Origin of the sequence: Nostoc sp., from assembly GCF_036917135.1 — a bacterium.
GTDB lineage: Bacteria > Cyanobacteriota > Cyanobacteriia > Cyanobacteriales > Nostocaceae > Nostoc.
In genome coordinates this window covers 48,985-75,698 of the sequence record NZ_JBALEA010000043.1, presented here as the reverse complement: position 1 = coordinate 75,698, position 26,714 = coordinate 48,985, and the positions used below count along the sequence as shown (strand labels likewise).

At 41.2% G+C, this 26,714-nt stretch carries 24 protein-coding genes and 1 tRNA gene; 10 read left to right on the top strand and 15 right to left on the bottom strand.

Features of this window, described 5'->3' with window-relative positions; all coding sequences use genetic code 11:
- Positions 1 to 10: 10 nt before the first annotated feature.
- Both V7K50_RS13420 and V7K50_RS13415 read left to right on the top strand, forming a co-directional pair.
- Complete coding sequence (locus V7K50_RS13420) at positions 11 to 880, top strand: metal ABC transporter permease (protein WP_334960686.1); 870 nt, start codon at positions 11 to 13, stop codon at positions 878 to 880.
- Positions 881 to 955: 75 nt separating this feature from the next.
- A tRNA-Phe gene (locus V7K50_RS13415) sits at positions 956 to 1,028 on the top strand.
- Between the two features lie 62 nt (positions 1,029 to 1,090).
- On the opposite strand, the gene V7K50_RS13410 is transcribed toward V7K50_RS13415, so the two are convergent.
- From V7K50_RS13410 to V7K50_RS13390, 5 genes are all read right to left on the bottom strand, one after another.
- Positions 1,091 to 1,246 carry a hypothetical protein gene (locus V7K50_RS13410; protein WP_334960685.1) on the bottom strand — a complete coding sequence of 52 codons (156 nt, stop codon included), beginning with the start codon at positions 1,244 to 1,246 and terminating at the stop codon, positions 1,091 to 1,093.
- A gap of 23 nt (positions 1,247 to 1,269) precedes the next feature.
- On the bottom strand, positions 1,270 to 1,455 hold the full coding sequence (locus V7K50_RS13405) for a hypothetical protein (protein ID WP_334960682.1): 186 nt from the start codon (positions 1,453 to 1,455) through the stop codon (positions 1,270 to 1,272).
- An 87-nt stretch (positions 1,456 to 1,542) separates the two neighbouring features.
- Entirely contained in the window at positions 1,543 to 1,719 is a 177-nt protein-coding gene (locus tag V7K50_RS13400; RefSeq protein WP_334960680.1) for a hypothetical protein, read from the bottom strand.
- Positions 1,720 to 1,778: 59 nt separating this feature from the next.
- Positions 1,779 to 2,207 (bottom strand): beta-carboxysome assembly chaperone CcmS, encoded by a 429-nt coding sequence (gene ccmS, locus V7K50_RS13395; RefSeq protein ID WP_334960678.1) that lies wholly within the window; start codon positions 2,205 to 2,207, stop codon positions 1,779 to 1,781.
- Between the two features lie 39 nt (positions 2,208 to 2,246).
- The gene (locus tag V7K50_RS13390) at positions 2,247 to 4,055 is read right to left on the bottom strand and encodes an ABC transporter ATP-binding protein (protein WP_334960676.1); all 1,809 of its coding nucleotides are present in this window, start codon (positions 4,053 to 4,055) and stop codon (positions 2,247 to 2,249) included.
- 259 nt (positions 4,056 to 4,314) lie between these two features.
- Here V7K50_RS13390 and V7K50_RS13385 point away from each other — a divergent pair, with 259 nt between their 5' ends.
- The 3 genes from V7K50_RS13385 (at position 4,315) to V7K50_RS13375 (ending at position 7,663) form a co-directional block, all read left to right on the top strand.
- The gene (locus V7K50_RS13385; RefSeq protein ID WP_334960674.1) at positions 4,315 to 5,163 is read left to right on the top strand and encodes a prohibitin family protein; all 849 of its coding nucleotides are present in this window, start codon (positions 4,315 to 4,317) and stop codon (positions 5,161 to 5,163) included.
- 82 nt (positions 5,164 to 5,245) lie between these two features.
- Positions 5,246 to 5,662: a DUF1824 family protein gene (locus tag V7K50_RS13380; RefSeq protein WP_334799393.1), complete on the top strand. Its 417-nt coding sequence runs from the start codon at positions 5,246 to 5,248 to the stop codon at positions 5,660 to 5,662.
- Between the two features lie 72 nt (positions 5,663 to 5,734).
- On the top strand, positions 5,735 to 7,663 hold the full coding sequence (locus V7K50_RS13375; RefSeq protein ID WP_334960672.1) for an ABC-F family ATP-binding cassette domain-containing protein: 1,929 nt from the start codon (positions 5,735 to 5,737) through the stop codon (positions 7,661 to 7,663).
- A 442-nt stretch (positions 7,664 to 8,105) separates the two neighbouring features.
- On the opposite strand, the gene V7K50_RS13370 is transcribed toward V7K50_RS13375, so the two are convergent.
- The 3 genes from V7K50_RS13370 to V7K50_RS13360 form a co-directional block, all read right to left on the bottom strand.
- The gene (locus tag V7K50_RS13370; protein ID WP_334960670.1) at positions 8,106 to 8,474 is read right to left on the bottom strand and encodes a DUF5615 family PIN-like protein; all 369 of its coding nucleotides are present in this window, start codon (positions 8,472 to 8,474) and stop codon (positions 8,106 to 8,108) included.
- Positions 8,471 to 8,815, bottom strand: a complete 345-nt coding sequence (locus V7K50_RS13365; RefSeq protein WP_334960669.1) for a DUF433 domain-containing protein — start codon at positions 8,813 to 8,815, stop codon at positions 8,471 to 8,473. The genes V7K50_RS13370 and V7K50_RS13365 overlap by 4 nt, the downstream gene beginning before the upstream one ends.
- Positions 8,816 to 8,889: 74 nt before the next feature.
- Positions 8,890 to 9,135 (bottom strand): hypothetical protein, encoded by a 246-nt coding sequence (locus V7K50_RS13360; RefSeq protein ID WP_334960667.1) that lies wholly within the window; start codon positions 9,133 to 9,135, stop codon positions 8,890 to 8,892.
- 760 nt (positions 9,136 to 9,895) lie between these two features.
- Here V7K50_RS13360 and V7K50_RS13355 point away from each other — a divergent pair.
- Positions 9,896 to 11,905 carry an ABC transporter ATP-binding protein/permease gene (locus V7K50_RS13355; RefSeq protein ID WP_334960665.1) on the top strand — a complete coding sequence of 670 codons (2,010 nt, stop codon included), beginning with the start codon at positions 9,896 to 9,898 and terminating at the stop codon, positions 11,903 to 11,905.
- A 552-nt stretch (positions 11,906 to 12,457) separates the two neighbouring features.
- On the opposite strand, the gene vnfD is transcribed toward V7K50_RS13355, so the two are convergent.
- Positions 12,458 to 14,449 carry a nitrogenase vanadium-iron protein, alpha chain gene (gene vnfD / locus V7K50_RS13350; RefSeq protein WP_334960663.1) on the bottom strand — a complete coding sequence of 664 codons (1,992 nt, stop codon included), beginning with the start codon at positions 14,447 to 14,449 and terminating at the stop codon, positions 12,458 to 12,460.
- A gap of 1,084 nt (positions 14,450 to 15,533) precedes the next feature.
- On the opposite strand from vnfD, the gene V7K50_RS13345 reads away from it, so the two are divergent.
- Positions 15,534 to 16,157 (top strand): TetR/AcrR family transcriptional regulator, encoded by a 624-nt coding sequence (locus V7K50_RS13345; RefSeq protein WP_334960661.1) that lies wholly within the window; start codon positions 15,534 to 15,536, stop codon positions 16,155 to 16,157.
- A 151-nt stretch (positions 16,158 to 16,308) separates the two neighbouring features.
- Here V7K50_RS13345 and V7K50_RS13340 read toward each other — a convergent pair whose 3' ends face one another.
- From V7K50_RS13340 to V7K50_RS13325, 4 genes are all read right to left on the bottom strand, one after another.
- Positions 16,309 to 17,391 carry an energy-coupling factor ABC transporter ATP-binding protein gene (locus V7K50_RS13340; RefSeq protein WP_334960659.1) on the bottom strand — a complete coding sequence of 361 codons (1,083 nt, stop codon included), beginning with the start codon at positions 17,389 to 17,391 and terminating at the stop codon, positions 16,309 to 16,311.
- Positions 17,388 to 18,086, bottom strand: coding sequence for an ABC transporter permease (locus V7K50_RS13335; RefSeq protein ID WP_334960657.1), 699 nt, complete (start codon positions 18,084 to 18,086; stop codon positions 17,388 to 17,390). The genes V7K50_RS13340 and V7K50_RS13335 overlap by 4 nt, the downstream gene beginning before the upstream one ends.
- A gap of 338 nt (positions 18,087 to 18,424) precedes the next feature.
- Positions 18,425 to 18,643 carry a hypothetical protein gene (locus tag V7K50_RS13330; RefSeq protein ID WP_334960655.1) on the bottom strand — a complete coding sequence of 73 codons (219 nt, stop codon included), beginning with the start codon at positions 18,641 to 18,643 and terminating at the stop codon, positions 18,425 to 18,427.
- 88 nt (positions 18,644 to 18,731) lie between these two features.
- On the bottom strand, positions 18,732 to 19,616 hold the full coding sequence (locus V7K50_RS13325) for a substrate-binding domain-containing protein (protein WP_334960653.1): 885 nt from the start codon (positions 19,614 to 19,616) through the stop codon (positions 18,732 to 18,734).
- A 542-nt stretch (positions 19,617 to 20,158) separates the two neighbouring features.
- Between V7K50_RS13325 and V7K50_RS13320 the strand changes: the two genes are divergently transcribed.
- The 3 genes from V7K50_RS13320 to V7K50_RS13310 are packed head-to-tail and all read left to right on the top strand — an operon-like array spanning position 20,159 to position 22,768.
- The gene (locus V7K50_RS13320) at positions 20,159 to 21,151 is read left to right on the top strand and encodes an ABC transporter substrate-binding protein (protein WP_334960651.1); all 993 of its coding nucleotides are present in this window, start codon (positions 20,159 to 20,161) and stop codon (positions 21,149 to 21,151) included.
- A 4-nt stretch (positions 21,152 to 21,155) separates the two neighbouring features.
- The gene (locus tag V7K50_RS13315) at positions 21,156 to 21,938 is read left to right on the top strand and encodes an ABC transporter ATP-binding protein (RefSeq protein ID WP_334960649.1); all 783 of its coding nucleotides are present in this window, start codon (positions 21,156 to 21,158) and stop codon (positions 21,936 to 21,938) included.
- 5 nt (positions 21,939 to 21,943) lie between these two features.
- The gene (locus V7K50_RS13310; protein ID WP_334960647.1) at positions 21,944 to 22,768 is read left to right on the top strand and encodes an ABC transporter permease; all 825 of its coding nucleotides are present in this window, start codon (positions 21,944 to 21,946) and stop codon (positions 22,766 to 22,768) included.
- Positions 22,769 to 23,020: 252 nt separating this feature from the next.
- On the opposite strand, the gene V7K50_RS13305 is transcribed toward V7K50_RS13310, so the two are convergent.
- Complete coding sequence (locus tag V7K50_RS13305; RefSeq protein ID WP_334960645.1) at positions 23,021 to 23,251, bottom strand: hypothetical protein; 231 nt, start codon at positions 23,249 to 23,251, stop codon at positions 23,021 to 23,023.
- Positions 23,252 to 23,872: 621 nt separating this feature from the next.
- Positions 23,873 to 26,701, bottom strand: a complete 2,829-nt coding sequence (locus V7K50_RS13300) for a beta strand repeat-containing protein (protein ID WP_334960643.1) — start codon at positions 26,699 to 26,701, stop codon at positions 23,873 to 23,875.
- Positions 26,702 to 26,714: the final 13 nt, after the last annotated feature.

Below are 26,714 nucleotides of genomic sequence, written 5' to 3'. Positions count from 1 at the left end.
ACCCATAAGTATGAATTTATTTAATGATTGTCAGATAGCTTGGCTTGCGATCGCCAGTAGTAACGACTTGGTAAGCTTGTTACAATTCCCTTTTATGCAGCGTGCGATCGTCGGTGCTGTGTTGATGGGAATACTTGGCGGGATGTTGGGTAGTTTTGTCACCTTGCGCCAGTTATCCTTTTTCAGCCACGCGGTTGGTCATGCAGCATTAGTAGGTGTAGCGTTAGGTGTGCTGCTACAAATAAATCCTACTTGGATGCTGTTACCTTTTACCTTAGTTTTTGGTGTTGTTGTCCTCTACTTTATCGACAAAACCGACTTAGGTAGCGATAGCGTACTTAGCATAGTGCTATCCGGGGCATTAGCGATCGGTGTAATTCTCACAAGCCTAATTAAAGGATATCGTGGCAACTTGATGGCTGTGCTGTTCGGGGATATTCTAGCGATCGATACCACAGATTTGATTTTGACGCTGCTAGTACTTGTGGGAGGTAGTATATTTTTACTATCAACCCTACGGCAGCAAATTTTGTTGACCCTTAACCCTGATGTAGCGCAAGTTCAAGGTATTCCCGTGCAATTGTACCGCTACGCTTTTGTGGTCTTGCTTTCACTCGCCGTTGCTGTAGCGATTAAAGCTGTTGGCGTTTTATTGGTGAACGCCTTTTTGGTTATTCCCGCCTCTACCGCCAAACTGATGAGTCACCACTTTAGCCGCTTTCTGGTCATATCGGTGATAGTTGGTTCCATCAGCAGCATTGCTGGCATCATGGTGTCAGGTATTTTTAACCTTGCTTCTGGCCCAAGTATTGTTCTTGTCCAGTTTCTAATATTTGTAGCTGTTTTCATCTGGTTTAAGTTGAGTTTGAAAGCTGCATAAATCTTTTTTCTCCAAGGGCTTGCTATATTTTAGGATGTTTGCTACATTGAATAATCGTGGCTCACAAAAGCCCCAGCCGGGATAGCTCAGTTGGTAGAGCAGAGGACTGAAAATCCTCGTGTCACCGGTTCAAGTCCGGTTCCTGGCATAACTTACAACGCAATCTCAAGGGGTTCTGACCAAAACTCATAAATTTTGTTTAGGCAAGGTTTAGTCAGAAGATTTTACAGTTTTTCCGTAACCCAAAACATGGGAAACTTGGGGGCGATCGCTATTGTTTGCCATCAAATCAAAAGCCCTCTGGTGATGCTTATGGCTAATCCAGTGATGATAAAGTTCCGAGTGTACCTTGGCAGAATCTCCCATTTGCTGGGCTGCCAGAGAAATATCTACTTCAAATCAAACCCATTACTGATAATCCCACCATTGCGCTCATTAAGTATTTGGATAGATTCTTCTAAATTTGGAGAAGGAAGAATCAACACAACATTTATATATGGCTCTAAAACTTTTTGTACCCGTTTGAAAAGTGCGTCATCTTCATAAACAGAATGGCCTGCACCAAAATCAATCACATAATTGCTATATTCCGAAAGTACTCTTTCAACAGCGTAGGCTTCAAAGGGTTTCCAATAACGATAAATACCTTGAAATCCTTCTTTTTATCTTATTTCCTTTGCCAGTTCCTCATCATAATTTATTTCCTTATAATAATCCAATCGTACATCGTCCATAGAACACTGTGGAATCCCTAACTTCTGAGCAAGCAGTCTTCCAATGGTGCTTTTACCTGTACTAATTGGCCCAATAAGAATAATATCTGAAATCTTACGACTCATTTTAAAAAGCCTGAAGATTAGAAACAACTCTGCTATACAAATAAATAAGGCTTAGTTAGTTATAACTTCAACTCCTCCTTCATCCTCTCTTCCAGCACATCCAATAACCCATTCACATCCTTCCCAACTTCCTCAAAACAAATCGGTGGTGCTGGTTCCGGTACAAACTGAATTAACTTAATTTCCCCCTTTCCAATCCCAATCATCACAACTTCCACATCCGGCTTGTGATTCTCCACAATTCCCAATATTTCTTGCAGCCGATTTTCAACTCTAATATTTAAATTCTCTATCTGCTCTTTCGGGCAATAAACAAAATGTGGCGTTGGTTGCAAATCAATACCAACAGTACCCTGACTGTCACCATTTGCTAACCACAATCCCCAAAACAGTGCCGCCAACTCTTGCTGATTTGCTTTGACAAACTTATCCAACTGGCGACGCCACTTGTTATCACCTGATTCTGGTTGACTATTAGCAAAAAACATAAATAATTTGTAATGAAGACACAAAAAAATAGGCGGAAGTTATCTCAAACCTGACTGTACACGCCAGAGACTAGAATAAATCCCATCTTTCTCCAGCAGTTGTTCATGGGTTCCCGACTCTACTAATTTCCCATGTTCCATGACATAAATGCAATCGGCATTGCGGATGGTGGAAAGACGATGAGCGATCGCAATTGTAGTTCTATCGACTGTAATCCGTTCGAGCGATCGCTGGATTGCCGCTTCTGTCTCATTATCCACCGCCGAGGTAGCCTCATCTAAAATCAGAATAGGGGGATTCTTTAAGACTGCACGGGCGATCGCAATTCGTTGTCTTTGTCCACCAGATAACTTTTGTCCTCTTTCCCCCACAATTGTCTCATAACCTTCGGGCAAGTTAACAATAAATTCGTGCGCCTCCGCCACCTTCGCCGCCGTGATGATTTCTGGCTCTGTAGTCTCAAAGCTGCCATAGGCAATATTCTCAGCTACAGTACCATGAAATAAAAACACATCCTGACTCACTAAGCCAATGCAACGACGTAAATCTTGCAAATTCAAACTTTGTAAATCAATGCCATCGAGAGTAATGCTTCCCGTTTGCACCTCGTATAACCGCAACAAAAGCTTGACTAAAGTGCTTTTACCAGAACCAGTAGAACCGACAATTGCGATCGTTTTCCCCGCCGGAATATCCAAAGACAGATTTTTAATAACTGGAAATCTATCTTTATAGGCAAAATAAACATTTTTAAATTGCACTTCACCGCGCACTTCATTCACAGGTAACGCCACATCACCTGTATGAATAGCGATAGGAGTATCCAACAAATTCATGACTCGATTAGTAGAAGCCATTGCCCTTTGATATTGGTCAAATGTTTCGCCTAATCTTGTTAAAGGCCACAGCAAGCGCTGAATTAAAAACACTAATACGCTGTAAGTACCTACAGACATTTTTCCCGAAACCGCAGCCATCCCGCCATATAAAAGTAATGCCGTAAAACCCACCAAAATCAGCATCCGAATTAACGGTACAAAAGCAGCAGAAAGAGTAATTGCCTTAGAGTTACTCCGGCGATAAGCATCACTATCTAATTCCAAACGAGAGGCTTCATAAGTTTCGGCAGTGAAACTTTTAATAGTAGTAATTCCACTGATGTTGTTTGACAACCGCGAATTTAGGAAACCTACCTTTTCGCGGACATCGGCGTAGCGAGGGGCAAGTAGTCGTTGATAAGCAAATGAACCCCAGAGGATAAATGGCATCGGTGATAAAGCCATCCACGCTACACTAGGAGCCAAAATAAAGAAAGCAGCGCCAATAATTAAAACAGTTGCGGAAACTTGGATAATATCATTCGCTCCTCCATCCAAAAACCGCTCTAATTGGTTAATATCATCACTGAGGATAGACATTAAACCGCCAGTGCTGCGTTCTTCAAAATAAGCCAACTCCAACTCTTGCAAATGTTTGTATGCATCCAAACGCAAATCATGCTGAATATTCTGAGCCAAGTTCCGCCAAAGTCGAGCGTAGGCGTACTCAAAAACAGATTCTAGTATCCAAATGATTACAGTCAGGAAGGAAATAATCAAAAATTGTTGAAAGACATCCCGCACCCCTAACTGGGCAATTATGGAATCCTGTTGCTTAACTACCACATCCACTGCCACGCCAATTAAGCCGGGTGGTGCTAAATCGAAAAATTTATTGAGGATAGAATAAGTAGTCGCTAGCCAAATTTGTTTACGATACTGGTGTCCATACTCAAGCAAACGCTGAAGAGGATGCGTTGAATGTTTACGCCTTCTTGATGCCCGATGAGATTTTAATACAGTAGCCACGGCTTTTTGCGGTTTTGTGTCACTGATATTACCACGAAACAAAGTTTTCAGTCCCAAGTCCTGAGTCTGAAGATTGATTTAGACAGACTAATGAGACACTTAAACTAGTAACTGAGTTTACTTAAGTCAAAGCAAAACTAGGGACTGGCGACTAGGGACTGGGGACTGGGGACTGGGGAAAGGAGATAATAAGTAGAATAATCACTCTTAACTCTTAACTCCTAACTCCTAACTCCTAACTTATATTGGAGAAAGGAATTTGAAAAATCAGCAATTGGGTAATTGGCAAACCACAGTTTTGGGAATTGTGTTAGCAATACTAGTGATTCTGGGGCTAAATTCCTTTATCATTATTAATCCTGGACAAGCAGGAGTGATCAGCATCTTGGGTAAAGCAAAAGATGGCGCTTTATTGGAAGGTATTCACGTCAAACCGCCTTTTATTACTGTGATAGATGTGTATGATTTGACAGTGCAAAAATTTGAAGTGCCAGCCGAGAGTTCTACTAAGGATTTGCAAAATTTATCTGCGAGATTTGCGATTAACTTTCGCCTCGATCCGATCAAGGTAGTTGAAGTTAGAAGGAAACAAGGAACATTAGAGAATATTGTATCGAAAATCATTGCACCCCAAACACAAGAAGCATTTAAAATTGCCGCAGCCAGAAGAACAGTAGAAGAAGCAATTACCAAAAGAAGTGAGTTGAAAGAAGACTTTGATCAAGCCTTAGGCGATCGCTTAGACAAATATGGGATAATTGTGTTAGATACTAGCGTAGTTGATTTAGCATTCTCACCAGAATTTGCCAAAGCCGTGGAAGAAAAACAAATTGCTGAACAACGAGCGCAAAGAGCCGTTTATGTAGCACGTGAAGCTGAACAAGAAGCACAAGCAGATGTTAATCGCGCCAAAGGGAGAGCAGAAGCTCAAAGACTCTTAGCAGAAACACTCAAAGCCCAAGGAGGACAGTTAGTTCTACAAAAAGAAGCAATTGAAGCTTGGAGAAGTGGCGGCGCTCAGATGCCCAAAGTTCTGGTTATGGGTGGTGACTCAAAAAGCGGTGTCCCCTTTATATTCAACCTTGGAAACGTCCAAAATCAACCTTAATTAGAGTAAACAATACTTAGTAAGTTGGGCTAGTCCCAACTCAAACACAACAGAAAAACCAACAAGAAAATCATCGAAGTTTATGTCAACCTCCAATCATCACAATCTCACCGCCGAAGAAGCGAAAAAATTACTGAAAAAATTCAACTGTCTAGACATCGCCCCTATCCTGAATCCATCAGAAAAAGTAGTAATTCGTGATGCCTTAATTTTGCTCACCAAGCTTGCTGATTACCAAATTTTAGGAATTTGTGCTGATACAGCAGAAGAAGGAATATTGGCAATGAAAACTTATTCTCTGGCTTTGGGTTATGAACCACCAGACAATTTACTTACACCTGAAGGCCCAGTTTATATCAAATTAAATGGTAAAAACGGCTTATGCTATCTTGATTCATACTCTGGACATCATCGTGGAGTATTAGTATCTTGCCAGTCTGACGACGAAGAGGGAATCAACGAGATGTATGGACATTTACCCTTGGATTTATTTGTATAGAGTTCAGCTAATGTAGGTAAGGTATGTGCCTTGCCTACTCACTAATGAAAAATAGTTAATGAATTAAATCCTATGAGTATTATTACACTGCAATCAGTAACAAAAGACTTTGGCATCAAGGAAATTTTAAAAGATGCTAGCTTTAGCCTTGATGCTACCGATAAAGTTGGTTTGATTGGTACTAATGGTTCGGGTAAATCAACCCTATTAAAGATAATAGCTGGTCTAGAATCTATTGATAGTGGACAAATTTTAATCAACTCCGGTTCTAAAATTATCTACTTACCCCAGCAGCCAGATTTAGATGAAAATCACACAGTTTTAGAGCAAGTTTTCGCCGACAGTGGCGAACATATTGCTTTGGTGCGAGAGTATGAGGAACTCTCAGATAAATTGGTTCACTATCCAGATGATAATAAACTGATGTCTCGTCTTTCTGTGGTGATGCAACAGATGGATACGAGTGATGCTTGGGAACTAGAAACTAATGCCAAAATCATCCTCACAAAATTAGGAATTTCTGACTTTGATGCCAAGATAGGCACTTTATCTGGAGGCTATCGCAAGCGCATCGCTTTAGCATCAGCCTTGTTATCAGAACCCGATGTTTTGCTCATGGATGAGCCGACAAACCATCTTGATGCTCTTTCTGTAGAATGGTTACAAAGTTATTTAAATCGCTATCGTGGCGCACTTTTTCTGATCACCCACGATCGCTATTTTTTAGATCGCGTTACCAATCGGATCATTGAAATTGACCGAGGCGACATTTACACCTATACAGGTAACTACTCATATTACCTCGAAAAGAAAGCTTTAGCTGAAGAATCTGCTGTAAGTAGTCAACGTAAACATCAAGGCTTGTTGCGGCGCGAGTTGGAATGGCTCAAAAAAGGGCCGAAAGCTAGAAGTACTAAGCAAAAAGCTAGAATTGATCGCGCTCATGCTTTGCGGGATACTGAATTTAAACAAGTTCAGGGTAAAGTTGATATTTCTACAGTTGGTCGTCGCATTGGTAAAAAAGTTATTGAATTAAATCAAGTTTCTAAAGCATACAATGGACGTACCCTGATTAATAATTTTACCTACGAATTTAGTCCCGAAGACCGCATCGGCATCATCGGCGCTAATGGTGCAGGTAAATCCACCTTAATGGAGATTATTACCGGTCAGATTCAGCCAGATTCAGGTATTGCGGAAATTGGTACGACAATTCACATCGGTTATTTTGACCAGCATTCTGAAGAATTGCTCACAGCTTTAAATGAAAATCAGCGCGTGATTGACTACATTAAAGAAGAAGGTGAATTTATCAAAATTACCGATGGTACTCAAATTACTGCTTCCCAGATGTTGGAGCGGTTTTTGTTTCCTGGTAATCAACAGTATGCTCCAATTAATAAACTTTCGGGTGGTGAAAAACGCCGTTTATTTCTGTTGCGGGTTTTGATGAGTGCGCCCAATGTGTTGATTCTAGATGAACCGACAAATGATTTAGATGTGCAGACATTGGCAGTACTAGAGGATTATTTAGAAGATTTCGTAGGGTGTGTAATTGTAGTTTCTCACGATCGCTACTTTCTCGATCGCACCATCGACACAGTGTTTTCCTTTGAGGAAGGCGGTAATCTGAGGCAATATCCAGGTAATTACTCGATTTATCTCGACTATAAGAAGGCTGAAGAAGCACAGCAACAAGCTGCTAATAGTAAGGAGAAGCCGAAAAATGCCGAAGTCCAAAATGGTGCGGCTTCACCCAAGGATGTAGAGAATACAAAGCGGCGTAGGTTATCCAATTGGGAAAAAAAAGAATTTCAGCAGTTGGAGGGTAAAATTGCCCAGTTAGAGGTTGAGAAGGCAGAAACTGAGAAAACGCTCACGAATGTCTCACCGGGGAATTATAGCCAAGTGCAAAAACTGTATGATCATGTGGAAAAGCTCAAGCACGCGATCGATGTAGCGACTGAACGCTGGTTAGAATTGGCAGAGATGGAATCTTAGTAGTAAGCATTTCACGTTTGCAAATATACCTGGCAATTAGAAATCGCGGCTACACAGACAAAACCCACCTGCGTGGGTTCAAAACCCTTACAGCTATTTTCAGGTAAATAGACCACGCGGTAGGGGCACAGCATGCTGTGCCCCTACGACATCTGTGGTTCAAATACATAAAAACTGCTGTAATGTTTGTTAGTCCGCGTGGTGCGCTTCGCGCAGCGCAAGCGCGATAGGCGGACGAGAGTTTGTGTAGCGGCTATGTTTTGCTTGTGTAGCCGCGTTCGCCCAAGCCGCGCACCGGAGGCATCATTCCATTCGCCCGGATTTACAAACTCTCTCTGGTGTCGATGAGTGAGCGATCGCAATTAGTCATGAAATCATCAAAGAAATTGTCTAGACTGTCGATGAGCGATCGCCAGGGGTTCTAACTGAACCGTATTGGATACTATTCATCAATCCAAGTACTCAGAAATTCTACCTGGTTCTGCATTTCTTCTGCTGACTTAGCTGCAATTAATCTCAAAATACCGCGCATTAGTTCCCCCACTGAGTAACGTTGCTGCTGTACCAAAATCATCCCGGCATGAGATTGTTCTTTGGTCAACAAATCAGTGTGCAACCGATAAAAATCTCTGATATTAGAACTATATAAAACAAGACTTTGCTCACTTGCCCACGTTAGCTGTTCTTCATCGGTATATCCCAGCCTATTCAAATTTAGACTTGTAATCACATCTACACCACGATTTTGTAGAGCCAGAACTAGAGAACGTGCGGTAGAATCCTCATCCATATATAAGCGAATTCGGCTCATGAAAGTTTTTGAGTTTTATGCAGTTTCTCTAATCTGTCTCCCTCTGCCTCTTCTGCTGCAATGTCAGCGTCAATTTGGTCGCGGTTAGCATGATAATAAGCTAAAGCTGCATAAACCTGCGCCAAGGTCAAATGACTAATTTGATCTGCAATCTCTTCGGCGCTGTAACCTTGTTTATACCAGATGGCTATGCGTCTGACTGTCACGCCTGTACCAGCAATAATCGGACAACCGCCGTGTATTCCAGAATGATGGTTGATCAGTGTACCAATATCAGTAATAGTTGCCAAAACTTGTTCTCCTAAATGTCTCACACTAAATATTATTTCTATAATATTCATTACTTTGCACTTGCTTGGCTACACAGGCAAAGCCCGGATGTTGCGAGACTTGGAAATAACGATCGCATAACTCATTATCTCTGCTCTGAGCGGTTAGCAAGATATTCATCTATAGTCACCGACTCACCATCGCTATACTCAGTGCGAACTGCTTGAATTTCTGCCAGTGTTTCTGCATCGTCTTCATACAAAGCTTCTTCGGCTTCAAAAATTTGTTGCTCAAGAGCTTCTTGAAGTTGACATTTTTCTGTTAAATCAAGGGAAGATATTGCTTCTGCTAAAGTTTCTAAGGAGAGTTGTAGTTTAACAATGGCTGGCATTTTTTTCCTCTTGGGTGTGTTTTTTTTCGCACTTTGACACCATTATGCTGATTCTAACAGTTATATTTTTGTCAAGACCTCATGCTTGTGGGGTGCGATCGCAGCAATTAAATTCGCCTAACTGACGATTAGTGCGATCGCACTTCCACAAGAGACAACTAACTATTTCTCATAAACTGCTGCGATCGCGTACAAAAGTCTTGCCTACGCAGCCATACCCATCAACAAGCCGCTTTGGTGGTATCAAGCAGGTTTTGCATTTACAAACTATCTCTGGTGTTCATGAGTGAGCGATCGCAATTAGAAATCGCGGCTACACAGACAAAACCCACCGACCTGGGTTCAAAAACCTTAATTTTTTATTAGTCCGCGTAGGCGGACTTTTTTTGTGTAGCCACGAATTCCATTCTCTTACTATTTTAACTGTCTTAACTGTCTTAACTGTCCACTTAACTGTTTTACTCCTATTGCATTTTGTTGATAAAGCTGAGATGATTCATAAGTTGAAGTTCAGTATATTGTTTTTAAACAAACAAGCTTCTTTTAAAGATTGTCAAACTAAATCTTATTTTGTATTGTTCAGGTTTTAGCCGAACGGTTGAAAGCTTGCATTGAGCAAGCACAAGCAAACATCTAAGTGCAAAGATGGTTCTAAGTTCTAACTATCGAGTAAAAAAATATTACTCAATAGCTAGGACTAATTATTTAGTACGAAAGTACTATTTTGGTTTACAACAGATATTCAGTTAATCTCCAGAATATGCCAACCCAAGTTGTTCCAGCCCAACCTTTAACAAATGCTTTTTCCGGTTTTACTCAATTTTGGGAAGACGTAAAAGCGGTTGTCCAGCCTTACTGGTATCCAACAGAGCCAGGAGAAAGAGCATTTTCAGATGTGATTCGCGCCTGGGGAATGCTCATTCTCCTGATATTATTAATAATTGCGCTTGTAGGTACGACTGTTTTTAATAGTTTCATCAATCGCTATTTACTCGATATCATTATTAAAGAGAAGGATCTGTCTAAGTTTTTTGATGCTTTATTACTTTATGGTATAGCTCTGGCATTGGTAACCCTCTTGGTTGGGTTTTCTAAATTCCTTAGAAAGCAAATCGCTCTCGATTGGTACCAATGGCTAAATAATCGCATTCTATCAAAATATTTGAGCAGTCGAGCCTATTACAAAATAAACTTTAAATCTGATATTGATAATCCAGATCAACATCTATCTCAAGAAATAGAACCCATTGCCAGCAATGCGTTGAGTTTTTCAGCTACTTTCCTGGAAAAAGTCCTGGAAATGACAGCTTTTTTAATAATACTTTGGTCAATCTCTCAGCAAGTTGCGGTAATTTTAGTTGCTTATACGGTCATAGGCAATTTGATTGCCGTTTACTTGACTCAAGAATTAAATAAGATTAATCAAGAAGAACTCGAATCGAAAGCTGACTACAGCTATTGTCTGACTCATGTTCGCACTCATGCTGAATCAATAGCTTTCTTTCGGGGAGAAAAACAAGAATCAAATATCATTGTCCGCCGATTTAGTCATTTGATAAAAAATGCCAAGCGCAAGATAAATTGGGAGAGAAACAAAGATATTTTTAATAGAGGATATCAGGCTGTAATCCAAATCTTTCCATTTATAGTATTCGGTCCTTTAGACATTAAAGGGGAAATGGATTTTGGAGAAATTAGCCAAGCAGCTCTAGCCTGTAACCTATTTGCTACTGCTTTGGCAGAATTAATCAATGAATTTGGGACTTCTGGACGATTTTCTAGTTATGTTGAGCGTTTATCTGAGTTTTCAGATGCTTTAGATGAAGTAACTAAACAACCAGAAAATGTCAGTACTATTAAAACAATAGAAGAAAACCATCTGGCTTTTGAGAATGTTACCTTACAAACGCCCAACTATGAACAGGTAATCGTCGAAGATTTATCTTTGTCTGTTCAAGCTGGAGAAGGATTATTAATTGTTGGCCCTAGTGGTCGAGGCAAAAGTTCTCTATTGAGAGCGATCGCTGGTTTGTGGAATGCAGGGACTGGTCGTTTAGTGCGACCTCCCTTAGAAGAAGTCTTGTTTTTACCCCAACGTCCTTATATAATCTTGGGAACTTTACGCGAACAGTTACTTTATCCTAATACTAATCGTCAGATCACCGACGTAGAACTCAAAGCAGTATTGCAACAAGTCAACCTGCAAAACTTACTTAGTCGAGTCGATGGCTTTGATACAGAAGTTCCTTGGGAGAACATATTATCAATAGGAGAACAACAACGCCTTGCTTTCGCACGACTGTTAGTTACTCATCCTAGTTTTACTATTTTAGATGAAGCAACGAGTGCTTTGGATTTGAAAAATGAAGGAAGTTTATATCAACAGTTACAAGAAACGAAAACAACATTTATCAGTGTTGGGCATCGGGAAAGCCTGTTTGATTATCATCAATGGGTTTTAGAACTTTCACAAGATTCCAGCTGGCAGCTTATGACTGTGCAGGATTATCGGACTCAAAACGCAAGTATTACTAAACCCCCAACAAATGCTCAAATAAAAACAGATGATTCATCTCAAGATAAATCCCTAAACCAAGCAGAAATAAACACAGTCGAAGGATTTTCTCATAAAGAAATGAATGCATTAACATACTATTCCATTAGTACTATTAGAAGTAAGGCAAGTAAAGGCGAGTCTATTACTACTAAGGACAGCTTTACCTATCGCTATGATAAAGATCCCAAGATGTTGAAATGGGTGAGAGTTTAGCGATTAGGCAGAGCCAAGTCATTGAGGAGTCGGATGATGTGAAAGTGTCACGTCCGGTTTTGAAGACGAGCGGGACTCGTCAGAGTCTCACTTAGTTTAAGGGACTGACAAATATAGGACTTACGCATTCTCTACGAATTCTTGGCGTTCTTGGCGTCTTGGCGGTATGCCTGCGGCACGCTACGCGAACGAGAAATTAAGCTTTTTGGCAATTTTTGCGTAAGTCCTAAAATAAAAAAATATCCAATTAACTCTTGTGGGGTGGGCAACATGAGCGCCCGCCCTATTGACTGGGCGCTCATGTTGCCCACCCCATAATATTGGACAATTTATTTCTTGGAGTTCCCTAATCTAAGATGGGGTAAGCTTTTCAATAAGTGCTTTCTCGCATCAGATTGGTGAAAGAACTATGGTTATGCTGCTAATTTTGATCTAGTTTGAACGAAAAATCGTCGTTTCAGGCACTTGAAATTTTCTTAGCGTACAAGAAACCTTTTTTGGCACGGTGATGCCTTTTACTATGAAAGAAAGCAAATGTGGAGGCATAACAGCTTATGAATCTTGTCCCTCAACAATTTCTTTTTGGATAAAACTAATTTGTACAGCTAATTCCTGCCTAGTAGAAGCTTTGAGTAGATATCGGAAAAAAAACCAAATTATGTAACTAATTCCAGTTAACTCAAAAACTAGATTTAGCTGCGGAATTTCATTTAGTACATCTAATACAGCTAGAACTAGTTTAATTGCCAGAGTCCCTACAATAATTGTAGCAAAACAAATAATTGGCATCTGGTATTGGGTGAAAAATATACCTAAGTATTTAGGCAATTGCTCGAAAAAGGCAAGAAAATTACCGCCAATTTGCTGCTCTTGAAGTAATGATTGATTAGCAGGTAATAGTAATGGTTGAGTATCAAATTTTGAACTTCCAAGTGCTGCGAGCGGTTCAGTTGATGTAATATCAACAAATTTAGATTGTTGTAATTCGCTCTCCCGATGTAATGCTTGATTAGCAGGTAATAGCAATGGTTGAGTATCAGATTTTGAACTTCCAAGTGCTGTGAGCGGTTCGGTTGAGGTAATATCAACAAATTTAGATTGTTGTACTTCGCTGTCTATAACTTTCCTATTTTCTTCACGGATAATAGTTTTCATTTGCTCACCACGGATGTCATCTTTAGCGAGTTTCATCAGAGGAGAATAAATGGCATTGTACATATCCCTTGCCATATTCACCGCACCTTCAAAACCCATATAAGGGCCATTGTGGTAGCCGTGACCATTCACATAAGGCAAATGCAACTTCTTCACCAAAGCACCCACCCGTGGCCCAGTCAAAACCAAATCCGGCTTGACCATTTCCAGCACCTCGAAAAATTCGAGTTCATTACCATCATCAATATAGATAGTCCCTTCTTCACCTCTGGCAATTACCTTTTCAAAATCCTCTTGGTGTCCAAACTTGGACGACATCGCTACCACATGCATTCCTAAATCGTCTTCCAGAGCTTTAGTCCAGTGCCACAAACGTGGTCCACCTGTCCAAATACAGACTTTTTTGCCAGTCAAGCGCTCTTTGTACCACTCAAGCTTCGATTCATATTTAGCGACTTCTTCAGCAATCACCGCTTCGGCTCTATCTTCAATCCCAAAGAAAGCCCCGATTTTGCGTAACCCTTCCTTAGCATAGTCAAAGCCCCAGGTATCCACATCAATGCGGGGAATGCCATATTTTTTCTTTAATTCATTGGCAATATACCCAGCAGAACGGGCACAGTTGGTTACATTCAGCTGCGCTCTGTGCATCCCGCGTAAGGAGTCATAAGTACCATTGCCGGTAAAATGGGCAATAATTTGGATGCCCATTTTTTCCATGTACTTCTCCATTACAAAGGTATCCCCTTGAATGTTGTAGTCACCAATCACATTAATTGTGTATGGGCTGGTAATTTCTGGCTCGTAGGTTCCTACCTTGTCAGTCATCCACCCCATGTTAAATACGTGGTGTCCTTTGGACTGACTCACCCCAGCAAAACCGGGACACTCAACGGTGAAGATATCGACATCACCAAGTTCTTTTTCGACTTCTTTGACTACAGGCTTAATATCATCGCCAATCAAAGCAGTAGAGCAGGTGGTGTACACCATCATCCGCTTAATGTGGGGAAATTCTGCAAAGGCTTCGAGCATCGCCTTCTTGAGCAGCTTTTCACCACCGAAGACAACGTGCTGTTCCTTCATGTCTGATGACCAGACATATTTGAGTTGGAAGTTGCCATTGTCGCTGGGATAGCGTTTGGTGTGCCATGTGTCATAAGCACAGCCCACAGGCCCATGTATCAACTGAATAGTATCTTTGAGGACACCACCAATTACTAGCTTTGCACCACAATAGCTGCATCCGCGCTCAGATAATGAGCCGGGAATGGTTTCGACGTGAGCGCTAGGGAGAAACTGGGTTGTATCTTCTCCTTTTTCTTTAATATATATGTGCTTCTCCCGTTCTGGGATAGTTTCGTCGCACTTAAACAACTTCATTGGCATGGCTGATTGCTCCTTGTGCAATAGCTGATAAGAAGAATGATTCTTCTATCTGTTTAATTTTGTCAGAAACTTCTTGGAGTTCCTTGATTTCAAAATCCTATCAACCTTTTTAATTAATAATAGTAATCTTGATAACACTCAACTAATTTAATGTTGCAAAATAGGAACAAAGTTGATTTATAATAGACAGTTCTGTATAAATTTAAAGCAACCCCAATCCTTTTATATATAAGACTTTTGTTAATAAAAATAGACAGACTGTTCTAACTGTAGATGAAGAGATAAATGATTTAAATTCTGTCCTCACTATAGATATCTCTCCAAGAAGAAATCGACGATATTTTCTCAACTTTCAACAACAGAATAACGTAATTATCGGCTTTGAGGCTCTTTAGCTGATGAGTAATTGTAACCACGAATACTGTTTGTAAATTAATTCCTCAGCGCAAGTAAATTGGCCAAATGTATGATATTCTTGATTTATAGGGAATCTAAATCGCTAAAGCACAAAGGATCTCCAAGCACTTGCGCTGTAGTGATGAAGCCAAATCCCATAAGTTAACCAATTGTTTGATGAACTGATGATCTTGCTCCATAAGTCTCTGGAGGATTGTGGAAGTACTTGATCGGTAGCAGTTCTGAAGTTCGGGGGGACTTTGGTCTGCTTGCAGTTCATCAATCACTTTTGGGATAAACGTTTTATTATTTATAGATGGTTTTTTCTTAAATCCTCAGAAATAATCGAAGCTTTGGCGAATGAAAGAATAGGACAAGCAATTGATAATAGCCCTAAATCATTCATGAAAAATTAGATCCCCGACTTCTTTGAGAAGTCGGGGATCTGGACACCACAAATTTTCACATAATCACATAAAATTGCTATAGATGAAACACTCTAATCTTTACAATCAATCAAAGAAGAGTTAAGAGTGTTTTCTAATTTACAATTTTTGTTATATTCACACAGTCACTTCAAAAAGCTAGTCAATATTCAGGTTTAACCCCTTGTGAAATTGAGAAGATTTTTGTCATTATTATTTATCAACTATTGAAAAATTAAACATTATTCAAGGATGCGAGCTAAATGACTAAAGCAAAAACAACCCGTAAATCTGTTCGCGATCGCATCCTAAGTACAGCATCAGGCTTATTTTACCGCGAGGGAATTCGCAATGTTGGTATTGACAGAATCGTTGCGGAATCTGGGGTTGCTAAAATGTCACTCTACAATCATTTCAAGTCAAAGGATGCATTGATTGAAGCGTGGCTGCTACAACAGGATGAACAATGGTGTGAATGGCTCAAAACCACGATTGAGCAACGAGCTTCTAACCCATCCCAACAACTATTGGCAATATTTGATGCGTTACGGGAATGGTTTGAAAGCCCAGATTTTCGAGGTTGTGCATTCATTAATGCTTCAGTGGAACTAGCGAATGCTGACCATCCTGGACATCGAGTGGCATTGGAGCATCAACAATCGATTTACCGTTATATCAAGAGTCTAGCTCAAGAAGCAGAAGTTTCATCGCCGGAACAGTTAGCCAGGCAACTGCTTCTTTTAGTGCAAGGTGCGATCGTGGTTGCGATGATGGAAGGAAGTTGGTCAACCGCTTCACAGGCGAAAAAAGTCGCGGCAACACTAATCCAGACTGCATCAAAATCCGGTATTACCGAAACAGTTTTGACTGCCCAGTTAGAGTGCTGAGTATATTCATAAACCCAAAGAAATGCTTGCACCGGATGATGGTTTTAATAAGATAAATACTGCGGCGTGTAAAATTTTAGAGTATTTTGCTAATTGGACTGACTAAATTCTTATTTATCCCGCTATTTCTAGTATAAAACCGTCTATTTTTCTAAACAAAATGTGCATCTTTAGGATTGAATGCCAGCTTAATTATTTCATGGGGATATACATTGCCGAATATATGATTCCGAGGCACTCTGGCAATTAAAGTCTCTTCTCCTACCTTAACCCAAATACTACAAATCCCAATACCATTTAAAACCCGTTCTACTAGCCCTTCAATAATTACCGAACACAGTTTGTGTCGCATTGAAGAACTTGCATCGTAAAGATTGAAAGTATCGGCAGATAAACAACATGCAGTAATTGGCTTTGTGATTTCCCCAGCATATAAAAACTTTATCCCGTTTGCAAGTTTGATAAAACTCCCAGAGCTACTCCGTTCTACATGGCACGGAATAATATTATCTATCCCTACGAGTCTGGCAAGTTGCTCGTTAGCTGGTCGGCGGATGATAGTTTCCAAGTTATCATCTTGGACAATACAACCGTCAAATAAAGCGATCGCTCGATCAGCAAAATGCAGTATATCTGTAAAATTATGACTGACTAATATCACTGCTGATCCCCTCGCTTGCGCCCATTGTCTAATTTTCTCAATCATCTGGGGACGTATTCCCACATCTAAAGAGGCAGAAGGCTCATCCAAAAGCAGCAATTCGGAATCAGCAACTAAACCACAGGCAATACAAACCCGCTTTGCTTCACCACCGGAGAGAGAACGAGCTGACTGATTTGCCAGGTGTTCACAGCCAAAAGTTGCAAGTGCAGTATGTACCGTTTGCTTAATCTTGTGTGTTGGTGTGCCGCGAAACTTTAATACCTTGGCAACATTATTAAAAACAGTGTCATCTAGTAGTAATGTTTCCTGGAATACCAAAGCTGAACGACGACGCAACAATGTTTTATTAGCATTGCGGACATCCTCTCCAAATAATTGCATCTCACCACGGTAAGGTTGCAAGAGATTGATTGTTCTTAACAGAGTGCTTTTACCAGCGCCATTGGGGCCAAGTACAGCAACCAATTCTCCAGGACGGACTGTAAAATTTTCAATTGACAGGATATTTTTACGTGTTTTGCTATCGACGCTAACCTGTCGCATATTCAGGGCATATTCGTTAGTACTCATAGGATTTTCTTGTCATGCTGTAGGATAGTCAGCAACACGATAACGGTGTATGTGATGATCAGAAGAATGTATGCGATCGCCATAGCAACATCGTAATTTCCTTTCCCTACTTCCAAAACGATCGCTGTAGTCAGGACTCTTGTCTGCCCCTTGATATTGCCGCCCACCATCATGGATGCACCAACTTCCGAGATAACGCGACCAAAACCAGCCATGATTGCAGCCATTAATCCTAACCGCGCTTCCTTGATTAGCAACCAGTTGACTTGCCACTGTGTCGCTCCCATTGATAACAATCGCCAGCGTAGTTTCGGATTAATACTGATAATTGCCGCAAAACTGAAGCCAGCGACAATTGGAAAAGCAATGATGGCTTCGGCTATGATCATCGCTGTGGGCGTGTACATCAAATCAAAATTTCCTAACGGACCAGATCGCCACAAAAACAAACTGACGAATAAACCGACTACGACAGGTGGCAATCCCATACCGAAGTTAATCAAACTAGTCAGAGTCTGCTTGCCGACGAAATCCGCTAATGCTAGCCACAGTCCTAATGGTAGTCCCAGTAAAACGCTAATGGCTGTAGCTGTTCCAGAGACGAACAATGTCATCGTCATGACTTGGAAAACGTCACTATCGCCACTGGTTAATAGCTCAAGAGCTTTCACAGCTCCTTCGATGATTGTATTCACAATTTATTGCCCTGACAATCTGATTGCTGCTATCAAAGCTCAGATATCTATACTTGCAGAAGTAGCAGAATATACGGCATTAGTTGAGGTTGTCTGCTCTAAATGCTACACATCTGCTGCAAGATCCTATGTCGAAGGTGAAGCAGACAAATCACCGCTTGTGGTTAGAACTGCAATAGCTTGCAACACAAAAACAAGAACACTTACTATTAAAAACCCGACTTTGGGTGCAAATACGAAAACCACCGCCAAAATCCTCCTTGCCCCATCTTTGAGTAGATGGCGTTTGGTAAAAAAGATTTGGGTTTACCTCCGTTGCTTAGGAAATGCTATAGTATTTATTTCCATGCTTCCTCTGAATGTTTATCGTAATCATTGTAAGCATTCACCAGACCCTTGAGTACTTCGGCTGTAGTCTCAAAAAGAGCCTGAGCCTTTGGATCTTCGATTTTGCTAACATCTTCACGCAAGTGTGTAATCAGATCGTTCAACTTACCTTTGATTTTCGCTGTATGGTGGTGTGGGTCGGTTTCGGGCGAGTTTTGTTGGATTGTCATGAGCTTACTCCTGGTATAAAAAAGAATAACTTTTACTGTGTTCAATTCAAAGAATATTTTGGCTCATTGTTCAGATACTCAAGTTTCTTTAAAAGCCATAATCTTTCTCCGTTTTACCGCCATCAACATAAAATAGCGGTTGTTTGAACTCTTTTTTGCCGTGGGCTGCAATTATTGTCTGTCCTTCAGGAGATAAGACAAAATTAATAAACGCTTTAGCTCCTGCACTGTTCACCTTGGGAAATTTCTGAGAATTTACTTCCATGACATGGTATAGATTTAACAGTTTCTTGTCTCCTTGCACTAGTATGGGCAAAGACAGGTTTTTCTTCTGAAATATATAGGTTGCTCGATCTGCTAAGGTATATCCTAGTTTTTGGTTAGCGACTTGCAAAGTTTGCGCCATTCCTGAACCTGTTTGCTGATACCAAGTGCCAGATGGTGTGATATTTGCCTGTTGCCATAAATCTTTTTCTAGTTTGTTAGTCCCTGAGTCATCACCCCGCGATACAAACAATGCTTGATTTTTGGCAATCAGACTGAACGCTTCCACAGCATTCTTTTTACCTCGGATCTTTGCCTTGTCAGCATCTGGGCCGACAATCACAAAGTCATTGTGCATTACCAAGTGGCGATTAATCACCGCACCACCTGACAAAACTTTGCGTTCGGCTTTAGGTGAATTGACGAATAGCGCGTCAACCTCACCTTTTTCAGCCAGAGCCAAAGCTTGTCCGGTTCCGACTGCAACCTTTTTGAGCTTATATCCTGTTTTCTTTTCAATCGCCGGAACTAAATCATCTAGCAGCCCGCTATCTTCAATGCTGGTTGTCATCGCCACAATCACATCTTTCTTCGCTGGGGACTGTCCAAGAGTTGGCTCTTGGTTGACTAGATTACTACCAAAGCCGATGCAAAGAATCGCCAGGAAACTTACCAAACACCCATCGCGCACAGCCCGATAACTGATCATTGCACTCTCCTACCAATCTTTATGCCAATATTTTTTACTATGGCAAGTAAAGCTTACATTGGGAAGTATAAGCAAGATTGAGTAGGAAATCAACCATTTATGTTGTTTTCCAGACAATGGTTACTTCTGGGAAAAGCGATATCACAGTAGCGGCTTTGAGAAAACCGATTATCAAAGGGCTTTAACAAAGTTTAGGGGTTTAATTCCCCTGCCTAAGAAGGGCAGAACGTTTTGGGTCGGGGTCTGTCTTACAAAGTTGCTCCTCTTCTCCCAAGGGGAGACCCCAAGACCGCACTTTGCGCTAAATCCCCGTCACAAAACTTAATTACGAATTACGAATTACGAATTATTTAAATACACTGCGGTACATTCACAAATATCCCAAAGCCACCGAAACGTAGCAGGGATTTTTCATACCCTCGTTGTGGCCGAAGCGTCCCTAGGGGTCTAGCTTGAAAAGACCTTGTTATTTGCTGCTAGCTGTGTGATACTTTCGTTGAACTTAAAAAATAGCATAAATCTCTTAAAAAAGGTAAAAAGTGATGAGATTCAAGAGATTTAGAACGTGGAGTTTCTTGATTGGATTAGCACTATTGGCGTTTGGATTTGTAGCTTGTGCTTCTGGTAATCAAACTGCTTCACAAACACCAGAAAAAGTAACAATTGCCTATCAACCTGGAATTAATTACGCTAATCTACTTATCGTCAAGCAGCAGCAAACTTTAGAAAAAAAGTTTCCCAGGACACAATTTGCATGGAAAGAATTATCGAATGGTGGAGCTATTAGGGATGGGATTATCGCTAATCAAATACAAGTTGGTGCTGGTGGTCCTGGGTCGTTTCTCGTAGGTTGGGATAAAGGCGTGGGCTGGAAAATATTAGCTTCACTTAACTATAGTGAGTTTTGGCTAATAACCAAAAACCCCAATATCAAAAGTATCAAAGATTTCAAGCCAGAAATGAAAATTGGTTTACCATCTCTAGATGGGGTACAGGCAATTGTACTGCGGAAGGTGGCACAAAAAGACTTAGGAAATCCCACAGCACTCGATCAAAACCTGCAAGTAATTGCTCACCCTCTAGGGTTGCAGTCTCTATTAACTGGTCAAATTGATGCACATTTTACGACACCACCTTTTCAATTTCAAGAAGTTGAAAAAGGTGGTAGGGTAATTATTAAAAGCTCTGATATTTTTGGTAAGACTAGCATAGCTAGTGTATTTACGACTGAAAAATTCTACAATCAATATCCTGAGTTTGGAAAAGCTTTGTATACCGCAATTGTGGATGCAACTAAACTCGTGAATGAAAAACCTGAAGAAGCGGCCAAAATTCTCTCAGATATAGATGGTGGAAAAGTCTCACAGGAGCAATATAAAAAGTGGCTCACGAATAAGGCAGTGGCATACGGAATTGAGCCAAGAGCCTTTCTCAAATGTGGAGCATTTATGCATGAAATCGGGATGTTAAACAAGCAGCCAAAATCCATTGAGGAATTGATTTTACCACCGCTTAAAGGTGCTGGGGGAGATTAAATTGATGGTTAATTTAGAATCGTTAATACTAGCTAAAAATGTACACATTAGCTACAGCGAAGGTAAGAATAAATTTCCGGCTGTGGAAGATGTTAGCTTTGCTGTCAAACCAGGAGAAAAGTTTGTAATTATTGGGCCATCGGGTTGTGGAAAGAGTACCCTGTTAAAGGCGATCGCTGGTTTTCAGTCTATCAGTAGCGGCGAATTACTGATGGCAGGTAAACCCATCTCTGCTCCCAGTCCAGATAGGATCGTTGTCTTTCAGGATTTTGAACAACTTCTACCTTGGCAAACTGTGGTGCAAAATGTTGTCTATGCTCTTGAGACTACAGGTAAAGCCTCTGGGAAAGTTGCCATTGCTGAAGCTGTAAAATATCTCGACTTAGTGGGAGTCTCAGCAGCTGTCAATAAGTATCCCCATCAGTTATCAGGAGGGATGAAACAACGGGTAGCGATCGCCCGCGCTTTGGCTGTAAAACCTCAAATTCTTCTGATGGATGAGCCTTTTGGCGCTTTGGATGCGCTGACGCGGACTCAACTGCAATACGAACTCAATACTATTTGGCAAAATACAGGGTTGACAATTATTTTCATTACCCATTCTATACAAGAAGCTGTTTACCTGGGACATCGAGTTTTAGTGATGACACCAGTACCTGGAACTGTCAAAGAAATTGTTGATACCGCACAGATTAATAACATCAACACTAATAAGTTTGTCGAAGTTGCTGCCTATTTAGAAAGTTTACTCCGCAATGATTCCCGTCGTGAGGCTTTTCGAGTATGAGATTTGTGACTCGAACAACAGCAAATTCCCATAAATTTGAGAAGTTATATGCTTCACTCCAAGCCAGTAGTACTTTCAGGCGCGGAGTCATTTTTTGCGGTCTATTGATTTTTTGGCAATTGTATGTATGGGTTAGCCAAGTTCCCCCCTTACTGATTCCTGGCCCAATAGCAGTCCTAGAAGTACTGTGGCAGGACTTATTGAGTCAAAAACTGCTGCAAGCAACACTAAGTACTTTGTCCGTGTTATGTACTGGTATGGTCTTGGGTGTGATTCTGGGTACGGCTTTAGCAGCTTTCGCCAAAGTTTCTCGTTTTGGTCAAGATTTGCTAATTGTAATGAGTTCGATGCTGAATCCCTTACCTGCGATCGCTATTTTACCCCTAGTGATGATTTGGTTTGGGTTCACTTCTATTTCTATGATCGTAGTTACTGCCCATGCTACAACTTGGCCTATTGCCCTGAATACAGAAATGGGACTCAGTACCATCAACCCAACAGTTCTGATGGTGGGGAAAAACCTGGGTTTAGATGGTTTCAGACTGATTCGAGAAATTATGCTCCCTGCTGCATTGCCTCATATCTTAACAGGCTTGAGAACTGCTTGGGCTTTTGGTTGGCGCACCGTGATTGCATCTGAGTTAGTGTTTGGTTCAGGAGGTGCTACCAGTGGTTTGGGATGGCAGATTAATAACAGTCGCTACTTTCTGCAAACCGATCGCGTATTTGCCGGATTAGTGGTGATTGCAATTTTGGGTTTAGCTGTCGATTATATTTTTCGATTAATTGAAATCAGAACAGTACAAAAATGGGGTATGAAACGTAGTTAAACTGGGGTTTTGATGAAGTATCAAAGGCAGTTGTTGTTGAAAGGTCGAGTTGGGATAATTAGGCGTAGCCCGTCGTAGACATCGCTTCTACACCACTGAGATTTGCCGCCACATAACAGCTAAAATTTTATCATTTGATACTGGAGCGATCGCAGTTGATCAAAGACTGCGATCGCAACAGGTTCGTGTATCCACGATGGATTTAAGAATAGCAACGGTCGGCATCCAGGTAGCCCTAGATATTAAAGAAAGCTATTCTCCGGGCATCAGTAAGCGGTAAAGGAAGTTTTTACTTACTTGGTTTTGTCTAGCCATTTCCAAAAGTAGTATATCTCCATTTTTTAGGAGGACGAAAAAGCATTGAGCATCGAGGTAATCATCGTTGCGTAATCCTTCATCAGCTACCTTTGTTTCCTCTATGTCTTCATAGTTCAAGTAATGCTCTTTGTCTTCAACATCTAATACATTAAATACGACTGGCATAGGTTTTCAAGCTACAAGAGTACATTGTCGAGCATAAATCGTATAGTTGCTCCAAGTCTGTTGGTTTAGTTGCAAAATACAACCCTCCTGGGATGTCCTGAGATGGTTCGTAATTTCAGTATTGCAAGGGTATCTAATGCGCCTTTGGTATTGTAATTAAGTTATTAATTAGGCAACTTTGAACAAATCAAGGCAACCAATTTATCTAATACTTGCACTCATCACTTCATCAATTGTGCGCGGATGAATGCTGACATGATTTGTGGATATGCTCTGCTATTGGAAATTCTTCCTTCTTTTGGCAACGCCTCCTATTTTATTATTTAATGCTGGAGCGATCGCAATTTCAATATGATCCGATGGAATTGCGCTTTTCAAAGGTTTGAGTACGGTGCCTAATGAAAGCAAATTTGAGTGAAGCGATAAAAGTAAGTTGTAATTGCTTGCTCGTCAGCGCTGATATTATTGTTGAGTGCGATCGCAGTAATTGTCGTAGGAAGTCTACTGATGTCTAGCTATCCTGCAATTGATTAATCGAATGCGAGGTGTTATTTTAGGCACATCGCATTCGGAATATTTCTATTTTCCTGTGGCGTTTAGTGATGGAGGACTAATTTCCCATTAAACAACCACAAAATTGTTTTCAGTTAGTGACACTCCACTAGATAGTTGTGCAAATTGTACCTGAGTAAACCCAGAGGCACTGCCATCAAGGTCAAAGAAGAGTCCACCTGTAGCGCTATTGTAGATAAATCGCTCTTCGCTAGTAGTTGCAGATGTTCCGATGGTGAACTGACTTGTCTTAAGTAAACTTGGTGATAAACCACCGCCAAAACCAGCAGCAGATACCTGAATCAATTCATTAGTCGGGTTCAAGTCATAAATAGTGTCAACACCTTGATTGTAACTATTGAAAGCAAAGGTATCAGTACCATCTCCTCCATAGAGACTATCATTACCCTTGCCACCTGTGAGGTAGTCATTGCCATTACCCCCATCAAGGGTATTATTACCAGAGGCACTAGAGGCGGTGAGAGTATCATTACCATCCCCCCCAGAGAGGAAATTAGCGCCTGATGAATAATCAACAATCAAACGATCATCACCAGCACCACCATTGAGGGTGTTATTGCCAGAGACAGTATAAACTCCATAGGAAGAGTATAAAAAGGCATTACCAGAGGCTGTGAGAATATCATTGCCATTGTCTCCAGAGAGGAGATTAGCACCTGATGAATAATTAGTAACTAAGTTATCATCACCAGCACCACCATTGAGGGTGTTATTGCCAGATATAGCATTGAGAGATAAATCGGCTCGGTAGTCGTCGTAGGAACCAGAGGCACTAAGGGAATCATTGCCATCGCCACCAAAGAGCAGGTTATCACCATTTGAGTCGTTAACGTTCAATGTATCGTCACCTGCACCACCATTGATGGTATCGTTGCCGCCATTGCCTCCCTGGAGCGAATCGTTGCCATTGCTCCCCACAATCAAGTCATCGTAGGCTGTACCAGAGACATCTAATCGTTCGATATTCTTGTAGGTAACGACATCCGTACCCTTTGTAATCGAGCCAGTGTTAGTAGCAGCATCGAAAGTCGAAGTGATTCCATTGCTAGTAGTATAGTTGGAGAACGACAACAAATCGTCACCTGCACCACCATCAATGGTGTCCTTGCCGCCATTGCCTCCCTGGAGCGAATCGTTGCCATTGCTCCCCACAATCAAGTCATCGTAGGCTGTACCAGAAACATCTAATTGTTCAATATTCTTGTAGGTAACGACATCCGTACCCTTTGTAATCGAGCCAGTGTTAGTAGCAGCATCGAAAGTCGAAGTGATTCCCTGGGTTGGATTATAGTAGGAGAACGATAAATAATCGTCACCAGCCCCCCCATCTATTGTATCGTTGCCACTACCGCTCCCATCATCTATCGTATCATTACCACTGCTGCCGACAATATTATCATCGTAGGCTGTAGCTGAGATATTTAATTGTTCAATATCCTTGTAGTTAATCAGATTTGTGCCTGCTGTAATCGAGCCAGTGTTGGTAGCAGCATCGAAAGTAGAAGTAATTCCCCCAGTAGGATAGATATATGAGACGCTCAACAAATCGTCACCTGTCCCCCCATCTACTGTTTGAGTCGCTAAGGAAGAGGGAGAAATATACAGGACTAAAGAGAAGGAATCATTGCCAGCACCACCATTGAGGATGTTATTGCCAAAGGCACTCCCTTCATCGTAGCTAGAGAGAAAGAGATAATCGTTGCCATCGCCACCAGAGAGCAGGTTATTACCTGTTGAAAATCCAGCAATCAATGTATCATCACCAGCACCACCGTTGAGGGTGTTATTGCCAGATGTGGCAAATCCGTATCTGTCAGAAGCGTAGCTACAGGCAGACAGATAATCTTTGCCATCGCCCCCAGAGAGTAGGTTATCGCCTGTTGAATAGTTAGCACTCAATGTATCGTTACCAGCACCACCGTTGAGGGTGTTATTGCCAGAGGCGGCATTGGTATATCCTTGGTTGTAGTCAATGTGATACCCAGAAGTGGAGAGAGAATCATTGCCATCGTCCCCAGAGAGCAGGTTATTAGCTTTTGAAGAGTTAGCACTCAATTGATCGTTACCAACACCACCGTTAAGGATGTTATTGCTTGTTGAATAATCAACATTCAAATAATCGTTACCTTCACCACCAAAAATCGTATCATTCCCATAATTGGTATCATTGCCACTACTACCCCCGAAGAGCCAATCGTTGCCATTAGTCCCCACAATATTGTCACTGTAGGTTGTACCTCTAATTTCTAATTGTTCAATATTCTTGTAGTTAACCCGATTCGTGCCCGCCCTAATGGAGCCAGTGTTAGTAACAGCATCGAAACTCGAAGTGATTCCTGTGTTAACACTGGTATAATATACAGACAAGTAATCGCCACCTGTTCCTCCATCTACTATTTGAGTCGTTAAGGAAGAGGGGGCAGTTCCTGGGGCGGATAAATAGAAGAAGTCATTGCCATCGCCTCCACTTAGAGTGTTTCTACCCTGGACTTCATAGGCGTAAAAGTAATCATCACCCTCTTTGCCTGAAACTGTATTATTGCCACTAGAGTAGCTAATATCAAGGTAGTCATCTCCTGCATCTCCACTGAGGATGTTATTTCCAGAAGAATAGGAGGCATCAAGAGTATCATTGCCTGCACCACCCCGCAGCTGGTTATTACCAGTACCACCAACGAGAGAGTCATCATCCGTACCACCAGTTAGGGTGTCATTGCCCGCACCACCAGTTAGGGTGTCATTTCCGGCATCACCCATTAAAAGATCGTTGCCACTCTTGCCATTGATGATATCATCACCTGCTTTAGCCTTAATTGTATCCGCGCGGTTACTACCTAGTAGGGTATCTTTACCGTTGGTTCCAATGATATTCACCATAATTTTCACCTTA

What these genes read in the sequence shown, in the direction of transcription:
- V7K50_RS13420 (WP_334960686.1), top strand. Translation starts at nt 11, where the DNA reads ATGAATTTATTTAATGATTGTCAGATAGCTTGGCTTGCGATCGCCAGT.
- V7K50_RS13410 (WP_334960685.1), bottom strand. Translation starts at nt 1,246, where the DNA reads ATGGGAGATTCTGCCAAGGTACACTCGGAACTTTATCATCACTGGATT.
- V7K50_RS13400 (WP_334960680.1), bottom strand. Translation starts at nt 1,719, where the DNA reads ATGAGTCGTAAGATTTCAGATATTATTCTTATTGGGCCAATTAGTACA.
- ccmS (WP_334960678.1), bottom strand. Translation starts at nt 2,207, where the DNA reads ATGTTTTTTGCTAATAGTCAACCAGAATCAGGTGATAACAAGTGGCGT.
- V7K50_RS13380 (WP_334799393.1), top strand. Translation starts at nt 5,246, where the DNA reads ATGTCAACCTCCAATCATCACAATCTCACCGCCGAAGAAGCGAAAAAA.
- V7K50_RS13375 (WP_334960672.1), top strand. Translation starts at nt 5,735, where the DNA reads ATGAGTATTATTACACTGCAATCAGTAACAAAAGACTTTGGCATCAAG.
- V7K50_RS13370 (WP_334960670.1), bottom strand. Translation starts at nt 8,474, where the DNA reads ATGAGCCGAATTCGCTTATATATGGATGAGGATTCTACCGCACGTTCT.
- V7K50_RS13365 (WP_334960669.1), bottom strand. Translation starts at nt 8,815, where the DNA reads ATGAATATTATAGAAATAATATTTAGTGTGAGACATTTAGGAGAACAA.
- V7K50_RS13360 (WP_334960667.1), bottom strand. Translation starts at nt 9,135, where the DNA reads ATGCCAGCCATTGTTAAACTACAACTCTCCTTAGAAACTTTAGCAGAA.
- V7K50_RS13355 (WP_334960665.1), top strand. Translation starts at nt 9,896, where the DNA reads ATGCCAACCCAAGTTGTTCCAGCCCAACCTTTAACAAATGCTTTTTCC.
- vnfD (WP_334960663.1), bottom strand. Translation starts at nt 14,449, where the DNA reads ATGCCAATGAAGTTGTTTAAGTGCGACGAAACTATCCCAGAACGGGAG.
- V7K50_RS13345 (WP_334960661.1), top strand. Translation starts at nt 15,534, where the DNA reads ATGACTAAAGCAAAAACAACCCGTAAATCTGTTCGCGATCGCATCCTA.
- V7K50_RS13340 (WP_334960659.1), bottom strand. Translation starts at nt 17,391, where the DNA reads ATGAGTACTAACGAATATGCCCTGAATATGCGACAGGTTAGCGTCGAT.
- V7K50_RS13330 (WP_334960655.1), bottom strand. Translation starts at nt 18,643, where the DNA reads ATGACAATCCAACAAAACTCGCCCGAAACCGACCCACACCACCATACA.
- V7K50_RS13325 (WP_334960653.1), bottom strand. Translation starts at nt 19,616, where the DNA reads ATGATCAGTTATCGGGCTGTGCGCGATGGGTGTTTGGTAAGTTTCCTG.
- V7K50_RS13320 (WP_334960651.1), top strand. Translation starts at nt 20,159, where the DNA reads ATGAGATTCAAGAGATTTAGAACGTGGAGTTTCTTGATTGGATTAGCA.
- V7K50_RS13315 (WP_334960649.1), top strand. Translation starts at nt 21,156, where the DNA reads ATGGTTAATTTAGAATCGTTAATACTAGCTAAAAATGTACACATTAGC.
- V7K50_RS13305 (WP_334960645.1), bottom strand. Translation starts at nt 23,251, where the DNA reads ATGCCAGTCGTATTTAATGTATTAGATGTTGAAGACAAAGAGCATTAC.
- V7K50_RS13300 (WP_334960643.1), bottom strand. Translation starts at nt 26,701, where the DNA reads ATGGTGAATATCATTGGAACCAACGGTAAAGATACCCTACTAGGTAGT.